This is a genomic window from Bacillus sp. KNSH39, from assembly GCF_052656585.1.
In genome coordinates this window covers 5,283,473-5,304,310 of record NZ_JBQXYO010000001.1, presented here as the reverse complement: position 1 = coordinate 5,304,310, position 20,838 = coordinate 5,283,473, and the positions used below count along the sequence as shown (strand labels likewise).

The window sequence follows — 20,838 nt, the reverse complement described above, 5'->3', positions numbered from 1 at the left end:
TTATTTTGTTAACTCTTTCGTTAACGATACATCATTCTTTTCTTTCATTTCACGCTCAAGTTTTGCAATTTTCATATCAAACGTGTCACGCTCATGCTCTTCATTCATACGAGTTTCTAAGTCACGAATATGATCTTCAATCTCTTCAAATCGTAAGAACGGATTATTTTCATCCATTTTATGCATCGCAGTATTCATACGACGATTTGCATGTGCCATATTTTCACGTGCCATTAGTTCCATGCGCTTTGCGTGCATTTCTTTTAATTTATTTTTCATTTCAGAAAGACGACGCTCTAACTCATCAATTTGCTCTACAACACCTGCATACATTTCTTCTAATCGAGTTACTTGCCCTTCATAATAAGCTACCTCTTCTAACGCACGTTCGTGCAATTGTAGTTCGTCTGCTTCTTGAGCAATGATAGCTTGCTTTGATCTTTTATTAACGAAATAACGTGCTTGCTCAAGCTCACGAGCAAAATTAGATTTTAATGTTTTATGACGCTCAATTAACTTCTCAATTTTTGTTATTTCACGCTCACTATCACGTAAATATTGGTTTAACATCGCAATTGGATTTTTTCTTTCCTTCTCATCTAACACGTTATGAAAATCAGCTAAAATTGCATCGCGTACACGTCCGAATAAAGATTGTTTCATTATAAATCTTCCTCTCTTCTACTTTATTTATAATTTGATTTATTGTTTTAGTTTTTCATTAATTTGTTCCACTCATCTTCAAAGTTACTATATGGTTTAGAACTTTCTGGAGCAGATTCAACAACTACATCTTTTTCTTTTTTCCACTCACGGTATCCGTAGTATAAAACCACTAAAGCAGCGATACCGATTAATGCTGGCGAATGAGAAAGTGCAATGGATAAACCGATTAAACCAACAATACCCCAAGCTAACTTTCCAAAAAATGATTTAGCTCGCACAAATGATTTATAGCTCCAATATACAACTCCTGCTCCGATTGCGAATCCTACAATACCAGCAAGACTACCAAGAGCAATTAAAGCCAAAATACCGGCTGCGATAAACGCTAGAAATTGTTTCATCTTGTGCTTGCCTCCCTTCGATTTGATACTCTTATCTTAACTATTTTTTCATCTTTCCATAACGAGCTTAAGAACCGTTTTTAACTCAGACTTAAGACCGAGTCATATTCAGCCCTTTACGCAAAAAAACGTGCAGAGTCTATTCTCTGCACGTTTTTTAATTACTAACATTCATATTAAATTAAGCTGTTTTATGATACTCTTTTTTCTCAGCTACTTTCGAAAACCTTGGAAACCCAATTAAAATAGAAACAATCCCACATACTCCAACTAAGATTGGATAAAATGCATATGGCAACAATTCAACCGGAGATAACGCTGCAAATCCTGCTGCCGTTAACATTTGGGCACCGTACGGAATTAATCCTTGCACACAACATGAGAAAAGATCTAATACACTCGCTGATTTACGAGGATCTATTTCATATTGATCTGCAATATTTTTTGCAAGCGGGCCTGTAAAGATAATTGAAATCGTATTATTCGCTGTACACATATTCGTCATACTCACTAAACCAGCAATACCAAATTCCGCTCCTTTTTTCGAACGAATATTACGTGTTAATACATTCATTAAATATTGAATACCACCATTATATTGGATTAATTCAACCATACCGCCAATTAATATAGCAAGTAATACTAACTCCATCATACCGCCCATTCCAGTCGTTACACTTTTAAAGAAACTTTCTAACGTGTAACTTCCATCTATAAGGCCGATAACACCAGATAGTACAGTTCCACCAGTTAATACAATAAGTACATTCCAGCCAAGTAGCGCTGTAATAAGTACTCCTGCGTACGGTAAAATCTTTATCCAATCAAAGCTATGTGCTTTAATCTGCGTGTCACTTCCTGAAGTAACTATTACTAATAGTACAATTGTAATAATAGCCGCTGGTAACACAATTAAAAAGTTCGTTTTAAACTTATCTTTCATTTCTGTTCCTTGTGAACGAACAGCTGCGATTGTTGTATCTGAAATAAATGATAAATTATCACCAAACATCGCTCCGCCAACAACAGTAGCCATTGCAAGCGCAATTGAGATATCAGTTTGACCACTAATACCTACAGCAATCGGCGCTAATGCTGCAATTGTTCCCATTGAAGTTCCCATCGCTAATGAAATAAATGCACCAATAACAAAGATTCCAGCTACGATAAATCCTGGCGGTAAAATAGTTAACGCTAAATTAACAGTTGAGTCTACTCCGCCCATTCCTTTAGCAGTTTCAGAAAACGCACCTGCAAGCACAAAAATTAATACCATAATCATAATATCCGGATTTCCTGCACCTTTAGCGAACCGCTCTACTTTCACATTAAAACTTTCTTTACGATTCATCACTAAAGCGACTCCTACAGCAATTGAAATCGCTACAAGTATCGGCAATTTATAGAAATCACCTGTAATAATTCCAGAACCAATAAATAGCGCCAAAAATATTCCAAGTGGTAATAAAGCTAAACCATTTCCTCTCGTTTCTTTCAAAGTACCATCTCTCCCTAGTTTCAACCTTTTTCTAATGAATAACAAAAGACCTCTTCCGATGAGAAGAGGTCTTATACATCTATAAGAAACACTCTTCTCATCTTTCAAGCACACGCTTGCTGGATTTGGCACAGCACTCTGAAATCGAGTCCGCTGCCGAGGCATCGTAGGGCCAGTCCCTCCGCCTCTCTTTATAAGAAGGTTTCATATTTATTTTTTAATAATAATTTCTTCCCTAACTTTACTCGCTTACAAAACAAAAGTCAATTATTTTTTGTATAGATTTTTTTGGTAATTATACAAAAATTTGAATACAACAATCATTTTAACTTTTCGATTTCTTCTTCCAATATTGAAATCCAATAAAATTCACTATTTTTTATTGTTGCTAATATCCATTTCGTAGTGTGCCATGCTAGCTCATACTCTTCCTTCGTGACATCACCACTTTTATAAGCATCCTCTAGCTCCTCTTCATCTAATACATACACCTTACCGCTAGATAATAATACTACATCTAAATATAAATCATCAAAATACGGTAAACCACGATCGTCTATTTTATATTCTTTCGCCACATCGATATAATATTGCACTAATTTTTTCTGATCATCTAACATAGCGGTAATCGCAAAGTTTTTCCCGTCTATGAAATATTGAATCCACGTATACTGATCTGCTGCAATACAAAGTTCTTCACCATCATATTCTTTACAACTAGGCTCTCTCACCTTTTTTATATCCAGTATTCCGAGCATTCCCTCTTCCACTTGCTTAACCGTATAACTCTTTTCTATTAGTCTCTTCCACGAAGAACCGTCACCATATTTTCGTTTCATTATGTCTGCTCCTCTTCTATATACAGAAAAGCTCCCACATATTATGTGAGAGCTTGTTCATATTATAATTAAGCCGCTTGACCCTTTTCAGAAATCTCTTTTAAATAAGCTTGTCCTTTTTCAGCGTCATATTGACCTTCCCACTTAGACATAACTACAGCTGCTAAAGAGTTTCCTACAACGTTAACTGCTGTACGAGCCATATCTAAAATACGGTCAATACCAGCAATGAACGCTAAGCCTTCAGGTGGAATACCTACTGTACCAAGTGTCGCTAATAATACAACGAATGATACGCCCGGTACACCTGCGATACCTTTTGATGTAACCATTAATACAAGTAATAATGTAATTTGTTGTGTAATAGATAAATCAATACCGTACATTTGCGCCAAGAAAATAGCCGCAATTGCTTGATATAAAGTTGATCCATCTAAGTTAAATGAATAACCAGTCGGAATAACGAAAGATGTAATTGCTTTCGGACAACCGAATTTCTCCATTTTCTCCATGATTTTTGGTAAAACTGTTTCTGAGCTTGCTGTAGAATACGCTAAGATCAGCTCGTCTTTTAAAATCTTAAAGAATTGGAAAATGTTAATTCCAAATATTTTCGCTGTAAGTCCTAAGACAACTACGACGAAGAAGATCATTGCCCCATATACAACAATTAGCAATTTCCCTAATGGAATTAATGAAGCAAGACCAAATGTAGAAACTGTAACACCAATTAGTGCAAACACACCAAATGGTGCAAATTTCATAACTTGGTTTGTTACATAAAACATTGCGTCAGCTACACCTTGGAAAAATTGAAGAACTGGTCTTCCTCTTTCACCAATTGCTGCTACACCTAAACCAAATAGTACAGAGAAGAAGATAATAGCAAGCATATCTCCGTCAGCCAATGACTTCATAATGTTCGTTGGAACAATATTTACAAACGTATCTGCAAATGAATGACTTTGTACTTGCTCTGTCGTATGTGTATATTTCGAAATATCTGTCTTTGTTAACTGCTCCATATTTACGCCTTTTCCTGGTTGGAAAATATTCGCTATTAATAGACCAACAATAATTGCAATTGTTGTAATAATTTCAAAGTAAATAATTGTTTTTCCGCCTAGTCGACCTAGTTTTTTAACATCGCCAACACCAGCAACCCCAACAACAATACTTGCTACAACAATCGGTACAACGATCATTTTAATTAATCGGATGAAAATATCACCAATTGGTTGTAAGTACTTCACAACAGCTGGATTATCAAAGAAAATCGCCCCAACCGCAATACCAAGCGCAAGCCCTATTAATATTTGCCATGCAAGTCCTATTCTTTTCATATTTGTTGTAACCCCCTCTTCGATGTGTCACTCTATCTCTCATTCTATCTCTATAAAACTAAGAAATTAAGAGTATTACATATTATTCGACAATTCACTACATTTTGTCCCTGTTAAAAATCATAAATCAAAATTTAAAATCTGACAACAAAATAACTTTCCCCGAATGCAAATAATTTTCTTGACAAAAAATAAACCCATGTTAGAAAACCTCACATGAGAACGATTCCTCACTAGTGTTTTATTAGCTTTCCAAGTAATATTTCACCTCATAAAAACGATTACTTTCCTCCTTCATTTTACAGGAAAATTCCAAAATATACCTTTGTTACACATATGAATAAAATGTAAGCACTATGACAATTACAGTTGAAAAATGATAAATTCCGACAAAACTTAGCAATTTTATAAAATTTTCTTTACATTATGATTACAACGATAGACACCCTTCTTCTTATGATATATAACATTCATAGGGAAAGGAGTCAGACAACAATGAAAAAGAAATTTGCAGCGTTTAGTGTTTTAGCAGCAGGAACGATTTTTGCTTCCCCGTTACTTTCACCCGTATACGCTGAAACGAATCAAGATAAATTATCTAACATTCAATCTGAATTAGAAGGCAAACAAAGTGACTTACAAAATAAATCAGTCGAGAAAGAACAAATAGAAAAAGAAATTCAAGAATTACAGAAGAAAATCGATGAATTAACTACTTCCATTAATAAAAATGAGACTGAATTAAACGATACAAAAAAAGAAATTAGCAAAACACAACAAGTAATTACTGACAAAAAGAAACATATAGAACAATTACAAACAAACATAGATACACGTCAGGAAGTTATTAAACAACGATTACAATCTATGCAAGAAAAACCGCGTACAAATATCATTACAGAAGTATTAACAAACTCTACAAACATTGCTGATCTTGTTGATAATATGTACTCCGTAAGTTTAATATTAAACAACGATACAGATATTGTAAAAAAACAAACATCTGATCAAAATGCTGTAACGACAGAAAAAGAGGCTGTTGAGAAAAAAGAACAACAACTGAAAGACTCTGAACAAAAACTAGAACAAAAACAACAAGAATTACAAAATAACCAACAGCAGCAACAAACTCTTATTAACGATCTACATACGAAAGTAGCAAAAGTAGATTCAGAGATTGAAGGATTAGAAGAATCCAAGGGCATTTTAGAAAATCAACGTCAAGCTGTTCAAAAAGCAATTGAAGAAGAAAAACGGGCGGAAGAAGCTCGTAAAGCGGAAGAAGCCCGCCAGGCAGAAGAGGCTCGCAAACAACAAGCTACTAAATCTGCTCAAGCGGCCCCAACACCACATGATACAAATATCGGTGGTTTTATCAAACCAGCAGCTGGATCAAAAACTTCCGGATTTGGTGTACGTTCTTTAGATAACCATAAAGGAATTGACATCGCTGCTTCGGGAACGGTTCCAATTATCGCTGCTGCAGATGGCGTTGTTATTCGCTCAGAATTATCATCTAGTTACGGAAACGTAGTGTATTTATCTCACCGTATAAACGGAAAAACATATACGACAGTATATGCTCATATGAATAGTCGTTCTGTATCGAATGGACAAACTGTAAAACAAGGCGATCAGCTTGGATTTATGGGGAATACGGGCCAATCATACGGACAACATTTACACTTCGAACTTCATCTTGGAGAATGGAATGTCGGCAAGACAAACGCAGTTGACCCATCTCCTTATATCGGATTATAAAAAACCTCGGTGCCTACCGAGGTTTTTCATTTACACTTCACACACTATAGGCATTCTACATAGACTATAACTAAATGCCTATAGTTTACGAGGTGATCCATATGAATACGCAATTACAACAAAAAATAGAAGAAGCTAGAGAAACGTATATTGGCCGGATATTTACATTTGGCGGCTCAGTTTTATTTTTAATCGGTTCATTCCTCGCAGTCACCACAGCCTATAAAGCGTATAATCGTCTATTACATTCATCAACATAAAAAAAGACGGGAGATCCCCGCCTTTTTTTATGCAAACATTTTAAATACACCTATCGCATTTAAAAATACAATTATTACAGTTACCGGAATAACATAACGAAGTAAGAAGAACCAAATGTTAAATAACGTTTTCCCTTTCGTTTCCGTCACTTCTAATTCTTTCATCAACAACTCTTTACTCATTTTATTTGGTACAAATAATGAAATAGCTAGTACTCCTAACGGCAGCAATACGTTACTTACCGAAAAGTCGACTAAATCAAAGAATGTTTTCCCAAATATTTTCACGTCACTCATAATCCCAAATGATAACGCTGATGGAATACCGACTGCAAAAATAAGAATACCAATTAATAATGATGCTGACGGACGCTTCTTCTCATTACCTTTCGCAACAGATGCTACTACAATTTCAAGCATTGAAATTGCTGATGTTAAAGTCGCAAAGAAGAATAAAATTAAAAACATAATAAAGAAAAATTGACCAAATGGTATTTTTGCAAATACTGCTGGAAGGACGATAAACAGTAATCCCGGTCCTTCAGTCGGTTTAACTCCTAATGCGAAAATCGCTGGGAAAATTGCTAATCCTGCAAGTACTGTAACAAAAACAGTTAAACTTACAATAGATGTTGCCGATTTCGCTAAATGTTCCTCTTTCTTTAAATACGAACTATACGTTACCATTACCGAGGCACCTACAGTTAGCGAGAAGAAAGATTGTCCCATCGCATATAAAATTGTATCTGCTGTAAGCTTTGAAAAATCTGGTTTTAAGAAGAACTCTACTCCAGCAAAAGCACCATCGAGTGTTAACGCACGAACAATAATCGCAATAAATAAAATAAATAATAGCGGCATCATGTACTTACTTGCCTTTTCTATACCTTTCTCTACACCTTTACTTACAACAAAAATCGTACAAAGCATAAAGATAAATTGTGCTCCAATCGCACTTAATGGATTTGAAATCGTTTCACCGAACAATTGTCCATAATCAGCTGCACCATTCCAGAAACTTCCTGTCACACTATAATATAAATAAAGTAAAATCCATCCACCTACAACACTATAAAAAGATAGTACACTAAAACAAGTAACAACTCCCATACGACCAATCCAAGGATATAATTTGCTATTTGGCACTAGTACTTTATAAGCTGTAACCGCCTCTTTTTGCGTGCTACGTCCAATAACAAACTCCGCTATTAGAAGAGGCATACCTATAAATAAAGTTAATAGTAAAAATACAAGGAAGAATGCGCCTCCCCCGCCATTACCTGCAACATATGGAAATTTCCATATCGCACCAAGACCTACTGCGGCTCCGGCTGCTGCGAGTACAAAGCCTATTTTCGACGTCCATTGCTGTGTTTCTTTCATCATAATTTCTCCTTTTCTGAATATTTAAACTTTTGTTAATTATACACTTTCATTTCATACTCGCACACCTCCTTTAGAAAATAAAAAAGTCCCCTACACGCAAATATGCATGTAGAGGACGATATATGTAATGTAAATACCGTGGTACCACCTCAATTGGATTGATAAATCCCACTTGTTCAAGTACAGGAATAATTCCGATACTCTATCCTTTTAACGGCGGAACCCGGGTTGCCTACTACAATGTTCAACATACCTCTCGCAAGCCCATTCTGTATATTTTATCGTACCGGGCTCCCACCTAACCCCAGCTCTCTGAACGCATCAAATATACGTACTCTTCTTGCTCATCGATTTCATCTATTGAAGTTACTTGTGATTATAAATTATATTTTTATATTTGTAAAGCGCACTTTATCTTTTATTATTTTAAAACCTTTTCCTCTAACTCACGTAAAAAACTTTCTCTTTTCCCCTCATTTTGCACATATACTGATTTCAACACTTCTTGGAGCAATATATTTCGTTCCCTCTTTTCTAACTGTAAATCTTTTAACTTCAACCTTACTTCATATAAAAAATCTAAATACGATTCATATGTCTCATCATATTTATTTGCAATATCATCTCGAATTTTTTTTGCGAGCTTCGGGCTCGCTCCCCCAGTAGAAACTGCTATATTAAGTAAACCACGATGAATCGCTGCCGGAAAATGAACATTACCACTTTCCGGATTTGTAATAACATTTACTAATTGATTCTCAGCGGCATCTTCAGCAACTTGTTCATTTAATATTGAATCACTACTCGCTGCAACAACTAAAAAAGCACTTTTAATATCACTTTTTTCATATTCTCTTTGATACCAACGAATTTTCTTTTCTTCCACAAGTTTTACTAAATTCGCATCTAATTCTGGACTTATCACAACTATATCCGCACCCTGTTTGAGTAAAGGAATAATTTTAAATCCTGCAACTTTTCCCCCGCCAATAACAACAACGCGTTTCTCATTAACTCGCACTGTAAGTGGATACATACTGATCTCCTTTCAATAACTCCGTCGTTTTCTGAATTAACATATCTTGAAACGCTTCATTCTTCCCTAAATATGGACTAATTTTTATCTCTTCCACTTCATATTGGCACACTTCTTTCTCAATATGTTTCATAAGTAAACCTGTAAATAACAAGTAAGGCAGTACAACGATGTTCTTTTCTTTTCGTTCTACAACTTCCTTTAACTTCTCCTCAAATTTTGGCTCTGCAGCCGCTAAATAACAAACTTCTACTTTTTTAACCTTCTCTTTTGTTTGAAATAAAGAAGCAATCCAGTTTATATCTCTTAATACTTCAGGATCACTGCTCCCTCTTGCAACAAGAAGTAACGTCACTTCATTTTTATCTTCCTGTTCGATGCCACTTCCGCTATACACCGATTTAACAAGTGTTTCTGATACACCAAACGGATTACCATAGGTCACTTTAACATCCGAAAATTGATTAGTTAACTTTTCCAATTCAAAAGGGATATCTTTTTTTACATGACCTGCCGCTAATAAAAAAACAGGGATAGCAATAATCTCAGTGGCCCCACGCTTCACACATGTACGAAAACCATCTTCAATAGAAGGATTCGCTAACTCTAAAAAACAAACTTCTTGAATAGTCGCTTCTATACGGCTCATGCACGATGTAATAAATTGAATCGCCTCTTCTTTCGCTGTCTTCAAACGACTTCCATGACATATATATAAGACGGCTTTCATTTTACAACACTCCACTTACTTGATAAGCATTTTCTGTCTGCTTCTCAAACCAATGAATTTTTTCTCTAAAACGGACAACCTCTCCAATTACAATCATACTCGGATTTTGAATTTGCTCTTTTTTCGCAACATCTACAATTGTCCCTAACGTTCCAACAACTGTGCGTTGCATAGACGTCGTCCCCTGCTCAATAATAGCAGCTGGCGTACTTTTATCTTTTCCATGCTTCATAAGTTGCTCACATATGTAGGGCAAATTACTAACCCCCATATATACCGCTAAAGTCTCTACACCTTTCGCTAAACTTTCCCATTTCACTTCTTCTTCAGCACCTTCTTTCCTATGCCCAGTCACAATAGCAAAACTTGCACTTGCATCACGGTGCGTCACTGGAATGCCCGCATAAGCAGGAGCAGCTATTCCAGCTGAAATACCAGGAATGATTTCAAATGGTACACCTTGCTTTGCTAATGCTTCAGCTTCTTCTCCCCCTCTACCAAACACAAATGGATCGCCACCCTTAAGCCTCGTTACAACTTTTCCTTTTTTCGCATACTTAATAAGAAACGTGTTAATTGTCTCTTGCTTCATCGTGTGATAATTCGGGAGTTTTCCACAATAAATTAAATCCGCGTCAGGCTTTGCGTATGAAAGCAGCTCTTTATTCACAAGTCGGTCGTATAAAATAACATCTGCCTTCTCAATACATTTCAACCCTTTAACAGTAATTAAATCTGGATCGCCAGGACCCGCTCCAACAATATAAACCTTCCCCATCATCTCTCCTCATTTCTTCTATTAAAATGAAACTTCCATTCGTATATAAGAATGGAAGTTTTTATTTTTTCGTATTACTGATCTCTACTCATGGATAACAAATGCCCCACCTTTTCGAATCTTCTTTTTTTCAAACAAAGAAATCTCTTTTACCTCTGGCAACGGTAAAAAATGCTTTTCAAGCTCAATCTCCGCAAGCTTAAATGCCTGTTCTTCACTTTGAGCAACAACAACAATCGGAACAATACTATTTACTAACACAGCTTCAAATCGATATAAATCCATATCGTCCCTCCTAAGACGCTATTACTTCTTCTAGCACGTTATTTAACGCTATTTGTAATGTATCTACACCAACACGACCTACAAAATCATAAAATGTTTCGGCTGGTAATTTATTCTCTTTGAAATAACTTATAAATGATGCGAGTACATCAGGTAGATCCTCGCCATCTATTTTTCCTTTTAACTTTTGATTGTAGGCACCGCCATCTAACAATGTTCCACCTACGTATATTTCAAACGCTTCAACAATACCTTTTTCCTTCGTTTTCATTTTCACCCCTTGTAGCCCAATGTCAGCAATTTGACGTTGACCACATGAATTCGGGCAGCCTACCATATGAATTCGAACTGGAACATCGAGTGCAATTTGTGTATCTAAGTATTCTGCAATTTTTCGTAATCTTTCTTTCGTTTCTACTAGTGCAAGATTACAATATTCAATACCGGTACATGAAACCGCATGACCAATAAATGATTTCGGGCTAGCAGATATCGCTTCAAACAGCGGTTCACTAAGTAATCCTTTTACATTTTCCGGAGGAACGTTCGGAATAATGAAGTTTTGCGAGTTACATGTACGAATTTGTCCATTTCCATATTGCTTTGCGATTCTTGCAATCTCAAACATTTCTTCTGCATGTAAACGACCTACCGGTACATTAAAACCTACATATTTTAATCCCTTTTGTTTTTGGTCTTGAACACCATAAAAATAGCCTGCATTCCATCCTTTGAGTGCACTTTCCCCTTTACTTTGTAAAGGCCCTGTATACTCTATTAGTTTCTCTTTAAATTTCTCTGCTCCCCAGTCCGCAACAAGAAATTTCAACCGAGCTAAATGACGTTTTTCACGATATCCAAAATCACGGAATATAGTAGCAATCGCAATCGCCACCGCCTTCACTTCTTCTGGTAAAACGAATACATCTAATTCATCAGCTAAATACGGTCGAGCTGATAATCCTCCACCTACTTTTATATGAAAACCAACTTTTTTCTCACCATCTATTTCTTTCGTTGCAGGCGTAAATGCAACACAGTTAATTTCTGCGTTTGCTGAATTATAAATATTAGAACTAATAGACATTTTAAATTTACGTGGCAAGTTAGAAAACTCTTCATTATGTTGGAAGTAATCATATACTTCTTTTACAATATGCGTTGTATCGAATAGTTCATTTGCATCAATGCCAGCAAGCGGATTACCTGTAATATTCCGCGTTATATCACCACAAGCCCCCGCTGAAGATAACCCAACTCTTGCTAATCTTTTAAAAATATCTGGAATTTGCTGAATTTCTAACCAGTGAAACTGAATCGCCTGTCTCGTCGTAATATCTATTACATTACGTCCATAATCTTCAGCGATAGAAGCAAGTACTTCTGCCTGTGCATTTGTAATAATCCCTGACGGAATATTTACCCGCATCATAAAATAACCAGCTTCTTTCGGTCTTTGTAAATACAAGCCTGCCCATTTAAAGGCATCCCACTCTTCTTTCGGAATAGATTCGAAACCATTTTCCGCATAGTAAGGAATATCATTAAAAATTTCTAAGCCATCTTTTTCTAATTTATTTTTCTCGGTCTGATTTAATTTTTCATTGTTAGCCCATACTTTTTCATAACTCATTGTTTATCCCCCTATATAAAACTACGCTCTTGTAAGTACTTCACGATTTGTTCTGCACATTCTTCAATAGAATATTTGTGCGTTTCTACAATTAATTCCGCTTGCTCTGGCTCTTCATAAGGCGAATCAATACCTGTGAAATCCTTAATATCACCTTTTCTTGCCTTTTTATAAAGTCCTTTCGGATCACGTTTCTCACACTCTTCAATCGGACACTTCACAAAAATTTCAATAAATTCATCTGCCGCTAATAAATCTCTTACTTGTTTGCGGTCTACTCGAAATGGTGAAATAAATGCTGTAAGGACAACTGCTCCTTGGTCTACAAATAACTTTGCCACTTCGCCAATACGTCTTATATTTTCCATGCGATCACTTTCAGAAAATCCTAAGTCTTTATTTAAACCGTGGCGAATGTTATCCCCATCCAGCACATAATTTCCAATATTCTTTTCAAACAGTTTACGAGCGACCGCATTCGCTACTGTAGATTTACCCGAAGCTGATAAACCAGTAAACCAAATTACAAAACTATGATGTCCATTCTTCACTCTTCTCTCATCTTTTGAAACCGAAGCTGTATGCCAAGTAATATTCGTATCCATCTCGTTCTCTCCCTATTCTGTTACTACTTCTTTTTTCAAGCCTTTAATTAGCACTTCCACTACTTCTTTACGACTAAATGTACTTGGCGGAATCTCACCGTTTCTTAATAATTCCCTTACTTTTGTACCCGATAAAATAACATGATCTTCTTTTCCGTGCGGACATGTTTTCGTTGAAGCCATCGCTTCACATTTCGTGCAGTAAAAACTATGCTCAAAGAATAGTGGTGTAATTCCTAACTCTTCTATCGTAAAATTTGTGAAGATTTCTTGCGCTTCATACGTTCCGTAATAATCTCCTACTCCAGCATGATCACGCCCTACTATAAAGTGGGTACATCCAAAATTCTTTCTTACTAACGCATGAAATATCGCTTCCCTTGGTCCTGCGTAACGCATGGCAGCAGGAAATACACTTAAAAAGACACGATTTTTCGGATAATAGTTTTGAAGAAGTACTTCATAGCTTTCCATTCTTACATCAGCAGGAATATCATCCGATTTCGTTTCTCCAACGAGCGGATTTAAAAAGAGACCATCTACAATTTCAAGAGCAGATTTTTGAATATACTCATGGGCACGATGTACCGGGTTTCTCGTTTGAAATCCGACCACTGTTTTCCACCCACGTTTTTTAAATGCTTCCCTCGTTTCAATTGGGTCTAAATGATAAGAAGGAAATTGATTATTTTCAAAGCGTTTTGTTAGAATAATAGTTCCTCCAACGTAAACGTTTGGTCGTTCATATAATTTTTTCACTCCTGGATGAGCCTCATCCGTTGTTTTATATACAAGTAACGCTTCTTTTTCTTTATCTGGTACAAAAATATCTTCTATTTGAATGACACCGTATATATTTCCATTGTTGACAAGCTTTACTTCCTCTCCAGCCTTCAGGCTTTCTGCGACTTTTTCTGTTACCGGTAATGTAATTGGTATACTCCACACACTACCATTTGCTAAACGAAGCGTTTCTACAACAGAATCATAATCTTCCTTCCCTAAAAAACCAGTAAGGGGGCTATATCCACCTGTCGCCAATAGTTCTAAATCACTTAACGCAATATTGTCTAATTTAATTTCTTTTTCAATTTGTGATACGTCATATGTCTCATCTATACGGTTTACTAATTCGTTTACTATGCTCATTTTTCTATATCCTCTCTTAGCTTTATTTCAAGATTCATCTTATTGGTAATGAAGACCACATTCAGTTTTCACTTTTCCAGCCCATCTACCATCTCTTGAATCGCCACCATCCCCTACAGGTAACGTACATTTCTCACACCCAATACTTGGATAGCCAACATCATGCAACGGGTTATACGGCAAGCTATGTTTGTATACATATCGCCAAACTTCTTTCCACGTCCAATGAATGAGTGGACAAACTTTAATAGATTGAAAACGATGATCTTGATTTATAAACTTTGTATGCTTACGTGTTTCTGATTGTTCCCTTCTTAAGCCCGATATCCATGCTTTTTCCACGACTAATGATTTTTCTAAAGGTAAAATTTTTCTAATCTTACAACAAAGATTCGGATTGCTCTCCCACAGTTTTTCACCATGCAACTTCGCCTGTTCATCAAGTGTAAGTTCTGGCTGTTTTTCTATAATATTCAATGAAGGAAATCGTTCCCGCACTTTTCGAATTAATTCATACGTTTCTTGAAAATGAACATTTGTATCCAAAAATACAACTTTAGCAGATGGATTTACTTGGTTTATAATGTGCAGCAATACCATACCTTCCACCCCAAAGCTACATGCGTAGACAACCTCATCTTTATATTCTTTATAAGCCCAATTTAATACTGATAACGCACCTTTTGTTTCATCTTCTTCCGAAAACGAAACAACATTTTCTTCCCACGTTTCATACGTCAACATGTTTTTTCCCCCTGTAAAAGCAAAAAGACGGTTTTAACCTAATGAAAATAGGTTAAAACCGCCTCTAGTTTTTCTAGTCAGCGCTTTTCACTTTAAACGTACTTTTTCACTTTTCTCTAACTGAATTACTTTTCCATCTTGCACAACAATTGTAATTGAACCATATTTCATATCAGCAAGCATCGCTTCAATCTTCTCGGATACTTCATCAAAATGTTCCCGTACACTCACGCGAACAGCCCCCCTTTTTATTCATAAAAAAAATCTTTCCCATTTCGAAAAGACTGTTCGGTAATATATTTTACCTTATCTTTCAAAATGGATCCCATTTTGCTGGATTTAGCACCTTGCTTTCTATAAGCAGGTTGCCGAGCTTCTTCGGGCCAGTTCCCTCCGCTTCTCTTGATAAGCTTTGTATTTGTATTTTATCACAATTCTGATTTTTTTCAATCCTAGTTTTCCGATATATTTTAATTATTTTATTTTATAAAAAAGGAATTGCCCATTCGAACAACTCCTTTTCCTATTTAGACAAGCTCTTTAATACGTATGCGATCGTTCCCAATAATATTTTCATATGTTTCGCGTTCCACAACTACTTGCGATGTTCCGCCTTTTGCAAAGACAACGGCTGGTCTTCGAATCCGATTGTAATTATTCGCCATCGAGTACCCGTATGCTCCTGTACAGGAAACTGCTAGTAAATCAGAAGCAGCGACTTTCGGTAAATGAATATCCCAAATCAACATGTCTCCACTCTCACAGCATTTCCCGGCAATCGAAACGAGTTCCTCATTCTCATCATTCGCTCGATTCGCTAACATCGCTTCATAACGCGCATTATATAAAGCAGGTCTTAAATTATCTGTCATTCCACCATCGACTGATACATATTTCCGAATACCAGGAATATCTTTCACAGATCCAACTGTATAAATTGTTGTCCCAGCATCACCTACAATGCTACGGCCTGGCTCAATCCATATTTCTGGCAATGGATATTCACATACAGTAAATTGTTCTCTCACTGCACTTGTTACAGCTCGCACATATGTCTCAAGAGTTAATGGTGTATCTGACTCTGTGTAACGTATTCCAAATCCCCCGCCTACATTTAACACTTTTACTACATAGTTTGTTTGCTCTCTCACTTCTTCTAAAAATTGGCGAAGAACTTCAATTGCTCGAACAAAACCAGCTGTTTCAAATATTTGCGACCCAATATGTGAATGGATCCCTAGCACATTATAATTTGATTTTTGTAAAGCAAATCCAATTGCCTGCATCGCTTGACCGTTTGAAACACCAAATCCAAATTTCGAATCATCTTGACCTGTTGTAATATATTCATGTGTGTGCGCCTCTACTCCAGGCGTTACACGAATTAATATGTTCACAAATTTCCCATGTTGCATCGCTAAATCGTGTAAAACTTCTAATTCAAAGAAATTATCTACGACAAAACAACCGATATTCGCCTGAAGAGCCATCACTATTTCTTCTTCTGTTTTATTATTTCCATGAAAATGAATACGTGATGCCGGAAATCCTGCTTGGAGCGCAGTATATAATTCTCCCCCAGAAACAACGTCTAATGACATACTCTCTTCACGAGCTACTCGGCACATCTCCATGCACAAGAACGCCTTGCTTGCATATGCTACTTGATAAGAGAAACCACTTTCTTTAAAAGCACGATGAAATGCTCGGCATTTTCCTCGAATAGACTCTTCATCGTATACATAAAGTGGTGTTCCGTATTGCTTTGCTAGCTGCGTCGTATCGCACCCTCCAATTTCTAAGTGTCCTTGCCCATTAATTCGGCTTGTGCCGTGTAAATACATTTAAATTCCTCCCTTATTTCCTCTAAAACTCATAACCCCAATCTTCTATTCATTGCAGCACGCTTTTAGATAGACAAAAAACGCGCGGAACAATGTTCACACGCGTTTCTTATTAGGAAAAATATATATTGAAAAAATAAACGAGTTGTTATCTCCTCAAAATAAGAAACCGCATCAACATCTCCAAATAGCTCTCCATAAAATAAATATTATGACAGTACTACATTTATTCAATGCAGTCCCAATATATGAATAAGATGGTTATTCTTATATTTCGGCAATAGTCCCTTTCAACCTATGATCACAGATTCCATTAAATCTCCCATAGCTTACTCTTTCCTATCGCGGCCTCTACCTTTGAGAGTAGATGAGGTAAGTCTATTTAATTTTCAAACATCTAATTGTTGCTATTAACAATACCAAAGGACCATTTTATTTGTCAAACAATTTTTCATATTGTTTTTTCACAGTTTAGTTTCGTATCATTTGGTAAGCGCTTTACTGAAATCTTTGTCACTTCCCATTCGCCTTCTTCGTTATTAAATGTAATCGTTACCTTCTCAAATGGTGGAGCAATTTTCCCAGCAACACGTTCATACTTTGTCACTTCAATACTTGCTTGAAATAAATATGTACCGCTATACACTTTTTTTAAACTAATAATTTTAGGACATTGATAAGGTTTCAAACTTCCATATTGTTTTTCAATTGCTTTATTTATTTTTGGAAATAAAACAGAATAAAGTGCATCTTCCATAAGAGGTGCATCATATTGGGCTACCGACACACTCGGTGAAGTAAAAAGTATAACACTACTGCATGCTATAAAATATAATAATTTTCGCATTATAACCTCCGTATTATCACGCGATTCTTTCTGCGTACGATAATTATCATACATAGAAATTCTGTTTTATTGTCTCCCACCACTCTTTTTCTACTCGATTATTATAAAAAAGCCCACAACCTTCTTTTATTTTCGTATAATGATACTCATAGTATAATAATCATAATAACAAAGGACTGTTCGTATATATAAAATGAGTCGTTAAGCAAACTGATTCACAAGAACTGTCATGCTTTTTAGGAGAGGAGTATATTATGCTACAACATCTGTTTCCAAAACTGCGATTTGCACTCGTTGCAGTCGTTTTACTATGGATTAAAACATATATTGTGTACAAGCTAGCATTTGATATTAAAATTGATAATTTCTTTGAAGAATTCATGCTTTTTATCAATCCACTAGCTGCGTTACTTTTATTTTTTGGCTTAGCTTTACTTGCATCTAAGCACCGAAACCGAATTATAATTGGAATCAGTTTTATACTGTCATTTATTTTATTTGGAAACGCAATGTTTTATGGGTTCTATAACGATTTCGTTACTTTCCCGGTTTTATTCCAAACAAACAATATGGCTGATTTAGGGACAAGTATAAAAGAACTCTTTACGTACAAAACATTACTTTTATTTGCAGATGCAATTATTTTAATGTTTATTTCACGTAAATTCCCATCATTTGGCGACAAAACACCACTTTCCCGCTCAGAGAAGCGAACTTTCTTTAGCGGTGTAACAGCTTTATTAGCACTACAAATTGTTGTATCAGTTATTTATAAACCACAAATGTTCTCGCGCTCATTTGACCGTCAAACTGTCGTGAAGAATTTAGGTTTATACACATACCATCTATTTGACATTACGCTTCAATCCAAGTCTTCAGCTGAGCGTGTATTTGCAAGTGGGGATGGGTTTTCTGAAATTAAAAACTATACAGACTCAAAAGACAAACAAGTTGATAAGAACTTATTTGGAGCTGCAAAAGGTAAAAATGTAATTTTAATTTCAATGGAATCTACACAAAACTTTGTTATTAATAAAAAAATAAATGGAAAAGAAATTACACCATTTTTAAATGAATTTATTAAGGATAGTTTCTATTTCGATAACTTCTATCATCAAACTGGACAAGGCAAAACTTCTGATGCTGAATTTATCGTTGAAAACTCACTTTATCCACTAGATCGTGGTTCTGTATTCTTTACTCATGCAACAAATGAATACACAGCAACACCAGAACAATTAAAGAAATACGGATATTCTTCTGCCGTCTTCCATTCAAACGATAAAACGTTTTGGAATCGGGATGTAATGTATCCTGCGCTTGGATATGATCGTTATTTTAATTTAAATGATTACGCAGGAACGGAGCAAATGTCTGTCGGTTGGGGATTAAAAGATAAAGAGTTCTTTGAACAATCTATTCCAAAGTTAAAATCTTTACCGCAACCGTTCTATACAAAATTTATTACATTAACAAATCATTTTCCATTTCTTCTAAATCCGGAAGATCAATATGTTGATGAATTCAACTCGGAAAGTGGTGTTGTAAACCGCTACTTCCCAACTGTTCGTTACACAGATGAAGCTCTTAAATTATTTATTCAACAATTAAAAGAAGAAGGATTATATGATAATTCCGTTATTGTCATTTATGGTGATCATTACGGTATTTCCGAAAACCATAACGCAGCTATGGCACAGTTCCTAGGAAAAGATACTATTACACCATTCGATTCTATGCAATTACAACGAGTCCCTCTTATTATTCATGTGCCTGGCCAAGAAGGAAAAGTTGTTTCTAAAGTATCCGGTCAAATTGATATTAAGCCAACGCTCCTTCATTTACTTGGTATTAAAACAAATAAATCCGTTGAATTTGGAACTGACTTATTTATTAAAGAGAAAGACCCGCTTATGGTAATGCGTGATGGTAGCTTTGTTTCTGAAGAGTATGTTTATACAAAAAATATGTGCTACAAAAGAAGTACGGGTGAAGAAGCTGACATGACGTTATGTCAGCCGTATATTGAAAAAGCAAAAACAGAATTAAAACTCTCCGATAAATTAATTTATGGAGATTTATTACGCTTCGATCCTAATAATCGATATAAAACCGGAACGATGACAACGAAATTTGAATAGTAAAGGAAGCAACTTTATACAAGTTGCTTCCTCTTTTTATTTTCACTTAATTTTCGAACCATCCTTCTATGAAATCTTTCACAAATTGGTAATTTCTTTCGTATGAGGAATAAATTTATGGTATGATAAAATAAGTAAACTTTCATACACTAATTAAGAATTTATTACAGAAAGCAAGGGATCAGATTTTGTATAGAGCAGCTATTCCAAACTTATTTACGCTCGGAAATTTATATAGCGGATTTTTATCAATCGGCTATGCATCTTTAGGATATTATAAATCAGCTGCTATTTTAGTACTTATCGGGATGATGTTAGATAGTCTTGATGGTCGTGTTGCTCGTTTATTACGTGTTGATTCACAAATGGGAAAAGAGCTCGACTCGCTTGCAGATGTCGTAACATTTGGTGCAGCACCAGCTGTTTTAATGTATTACACATCTTTCTCAAACTACGGAATCATCGGATTATACATAGCGGGATTATTCCCTCTTTTCGGAGCATATCGTTTAGCACGATTTAATGTAACACCATCTTCTACTTCAATGAAATATTTCACTGGAGTACCGATTACAGCAGCGGGAGGGCTTGTTGCTTTCTTAACATTATTTTCACATACCATTCCAAAAATCGTTCTTATTACCGTATTTGTAACGTTCGCATTTTTAATGGTGAGCCGCATTCGTATCCCAAGTTTAAAAGATGTACCAATTCCACGATATAGCATCATTATTACACTATTTTTAGTTGGAATCATTATTACAATGTATCAAACAGGATTTGGAAATTTTTCTGTTTTCTTATTCATTGCCATTCCACTATATATTTTGTACATGTTATCTCAATTCATTAGACAAAGACCGTCTAAAAAAGCGAATAAAGAAAAATAAGA

Annotated in this window: 21 protein-coding genes, 3 riboswitches and 1 other annotated feature; of the genes, 4 read left to right on the top strand and 17 right to left on the bottom strand. The window is 35.7% G+C overall.

Features of this window, described 5'->3' with window-relative positions; translation table 11 throughout:
- The 5 genes from ACUL40_RS27275 to gltP all read right to left on the bottom strand — a co-directional run bounded on the left by ACUL40_RS27275 (position 1) and on the right by gltP (position 4,747).
- The gene (locus tag ACUL40_RS27275) at positions 1-663 is read right to left on the bottom strand and encodes a PspA/IM30 family protein (RefSeq protein WP_000814124.1); all 663 of its coding nucleotides are present in this window, start codon (positions 661-663) and stop codon (positions 1-3) included.
- Positions 664-710: 47 nt separating this feature from the next.
- On the bottom strand, positions 711-1,067 hold the full coding sequence (locus tag ACUL40_RS27270; RefSeq protein ID WP_000808640.1) for a lmo0954 family membrane protein: 357 nt from the start codon (positions 1,065-1,067) through the stop codon (positions 711-713).
- A 181-nt stretch (positions 1,068-1,248) separates the two neighbouring features.
- Positions 1,249-2,565: a Na+/H+ antiporter NhaC family protein gene (locus ACUL40_RS27265; RefSeq protein ID WP_000665496.1), complete on the bottom strand. Its 1,317-nt coding sequence runs from the start codon at positions 2,563-2,565 to the stop codon at positions 1,249-1,251.
- Positions 2,566-2,659: 94 nt separating this feature from the next.
- Positions 2,660-2,765: riboswitch (SAM riboswitch) on the bottom strand.
- Between the two features lie 120 nt (positions 2,766-2,885).
- Positions 2,886-3,404 carry a DUF402 domain-containing protein gene (locus ACUL40_RS27260; protein ID WP_000824664.1) on the bottom strand — a complete coding sequence of 173 codons (519 nt, stop codon included), beginning with the start codon at positions 3,402-3,404 and terminating at the stop codon, positions 2,886-2,888.
- A 68-nt stretch (positions 3,405-3,472) separates the two neighbouring features.
- Positions 3,473-4,747, bottom strand: coding sequence for a glutamate/aspartate:proton symporter GltP (gltP, locus tag ACUL40_RS27255; RefSeq protein ID WP_000821126.1), 1,275 nt, complete (start codon positions 4,745-4,747; stop codon positions 3,473-3,475).
- 495 nt (positions 4,748-5,242) lie between these two features.
- On the opposite strand from gltP, the gene ACUL40_RS27250 reads away from it, so the two are divergent.
- Together ACUL40_RS27250 and ACUL40_RS27245 are read left to right on the top strand one after the other, a co-directional pair.
- Positions 5,243-6,508 (top strand): murein hydrolase activator EnvC family protein, encoded by a 1,266-nt coding sequence (locus ACUL40_RS27250; RefSeq protein ID WP_000726086.1) that lies wholly within the window; start codon positions 5,243-5,245, stop codon positions 6,506-6,508.
- Positions 6,509-6,609: 101 nt separating this feature from the next.
- Entirely contained in the window at positions 6,610-6,768 is a 159-nt protein-coding gene (locus tag ACUL40_RS27245; RefSeq protein WP_001096001.1) for a hypothetical protein, read from the top strand.
- A 27-nt stretch (positions 6,769-6,795) separates the two neighbouring features.
- On the opposite strand, the gene ACUL40_RS27240 is transcribed toward ACUL40_RS27245, so the two are convergent.
- The 12 genes from ACUL40_RS27240 to ACUL40_RS27185 all read right to left on the bottom strand — a co-directional run bounded on the left by ACUL40_RS27240 (position 6,796) and on the right by ACUL40_RS27185 (position 17,805).
- A complete protein-coding gene (locus ACUL40_RS27240; protein ID WP_000665430.1) occupies positions 6,796-8,151 on the bottom strand; it encodes a sodium-dependent transporter in 1,356 nt (451 codons plus the stop codon).
- A 111-nt stretch (positions 8,152-8,262) separates the two neighbouring features.
- Positions 8,263-8,511: a binding site (T-box leader), on the bottom strand.
- 64 nt (positions 8,512-8,575) lie between these two features.
- Positions 8,576-9,190, bottom strand: a complete 615-nt coding sequence (locus ACUL40_RS27235) for an NAD(P)-binding protein (protein WP_000283356.1) — start codon at positions 9,188-9,190, stop codon at positions 8,576-8,578.
- Positions 9,165-9,920, bottom strand: coding sequence for a sirohydrochlorin chelatase (locus tag ACUL40_RS27230; protein ID WP_048538177.1), 756 nt, complete (start codon positions 9,918-9,920; stop codon positions 9,165-9,167). The genes ACUL40_RS27235 and ACUL40_RS27230 overlap by 26 nt, the downstream gene beginning before the upstream one ends.
- Before the next feature lies 1 nt (position 9,921).
- Positions 9,922-10,698 (bottom strand): uroporphyrinogen-III C-methyltransferase, encoded by a 777-nt coding sequence (gene cobA, locus ACUL40_RS27225; RefSeq protein ID WP_000521262.1) that lies wholly within the window; start codon positions 10,696-10,698, stop codon positions 9,922-9,924.
- Between the two features lie 84 nt (positions 10,699-10,782).
- Positions 10,783-10,983 carry a DUF3906 family protein gene (locus tag ACUL40_RS27220; RefSeq protein WP_000366914.1) on the bottom strand — a complete coding sequence of 67 codons (201 nt, stop codon included), beginning with the start codon at positions 10,981-10,983 and terminating at the stop codon, positions 10,783-10,785.
- A 10-nt stretch (positions 10,984-10,993) separates the two neighbouring features.
- Positions 10,994-12,616, bottom strand: a complete 1,623-nt coding sequence (locus ACUL40_RS27215; protein ID WP_000119621.1) for a nitrite/sulfite reductase — start codon at positions 12,614-12,616, stop codon at positions 10,994-10,996.
- Between the two features lie 11 nt (positions 12,617-12,627).
- Positions 12,628-13,221: an adenylyl-sulfate kinase gene (gene cysC, locus ACUL40_RS27210; RefSeq protein ID WP_000380499.1), complete on the bottom strand. Its 594-nt coding sequence runs from the start codon at positions 13,219-13,221 to the stop codon at positions 12,628-12,630.
- A gap of 12 nt (positions 13,222-13,233) precedes the next feature.
- Positions 13,234-14,370: a sulfate adenylyltransferase gene (gene sat, locus ACUL40_RS27205; protein ID WP_000029491.1), complete on the bottom strand. Its 1,137-nt coding sequence runs from the start codon at positions 14,368-14,370 to the stop codon at positions 13,234-13,236.
- Positions 14,371-14,409: 39 nt separating this feature from the next.
- Positions 14,410-15,114: a phosphoadenylyl-sulfate reductase gene (locus ACUL40_RS27200; protein WP_000959022.1), complete on the bottom strand. Its 705-nt coding sequence runs from the start codon at positions 15,112-15,114 to the stop codon at positions 14,410-14,412.
- Between the two features lie 87 nt (positions 15,115-15,201).
- The gene (locus ACUL40_RS27195; RefSeq protein ID WP_000116158.1) at positions 15,202-15,345 is read right to left on the bottom strand and encodes a YezD family protein; all 144 of its coding nucleotides are present in this window, start codon (positions 15,343-15,345) and stop codon (positions 15,202-15,204) included.
- A 72-nt stretch (positions 15,346-15,417) separates the two neighbouring features.
- Positions 15,418-15,526, bottom strand: a riboswitch (SAM riboswitch).
- A gap of 115 nt (positions 15,527-15,641) precedes the next feature.
- The gene (gene lysA, locus ACUL40_RS27190; RefSeq protein WP_000280675.1) at positions 15,642-16,958 is read right to left on the bottom strand and encodes a diaminopimelate decarboxylase; all 1,317 of its coding nucleotides are present in this window, start codon (positions 16,956-16,958) and stop codon (positions 15,642-15,644) included.
- A gap of 180 nt (positions 16,959-17,138) precedes the next feature.
- A riboswitch (Lysine riboswitch) is annotated at positions 17,139-17,320 on the bottom strand.
- 89 nt (positions 17,321-17,409) lie between these two features.
- Positions 17,410-17,805, bottom strand: a complete 396-nt coding sequence (locus tag ACUL40_RS27185; protein ID WP_001228822.1) for a DUF3888 domain-containing protein — start codon at positions 17,803-17,805, stop codon at positions 17,410-17,412.
- Positions 17,806-18,059: 254 nt separating this feature from the next.
- Here ACUL40_RS27185 and ACUL40_RS27180 point away from each other — a divergent pair, with 254 nt between their 5' ends.
- Entirely contained in the window at positions 18,060-19,946 is a 1,887-nt protein-coding gene (locus ACUL40_RS27180; RefSeq protein WP_000939078.1) for an LTA synthase family protein, read from the top strand.
- 188 nt (positions 19,947-20,134) lie between these two features.
- The gene (pssA, locus tag ACUL40_RS27175; protein WP_000285417.1) at positions 20,135-20,836 is read left to right on the top strand and encodes a CDP-diacylglycerol--serine O-phosphatidyltransferase; all 702 of its coding nucleotides are present in this window, start codon (positions 20,135-20,137) and stop codon (positions 20,834-20,836) included.
- Positions 20,837-20,838: the final 2 nt, after the last annotated feature.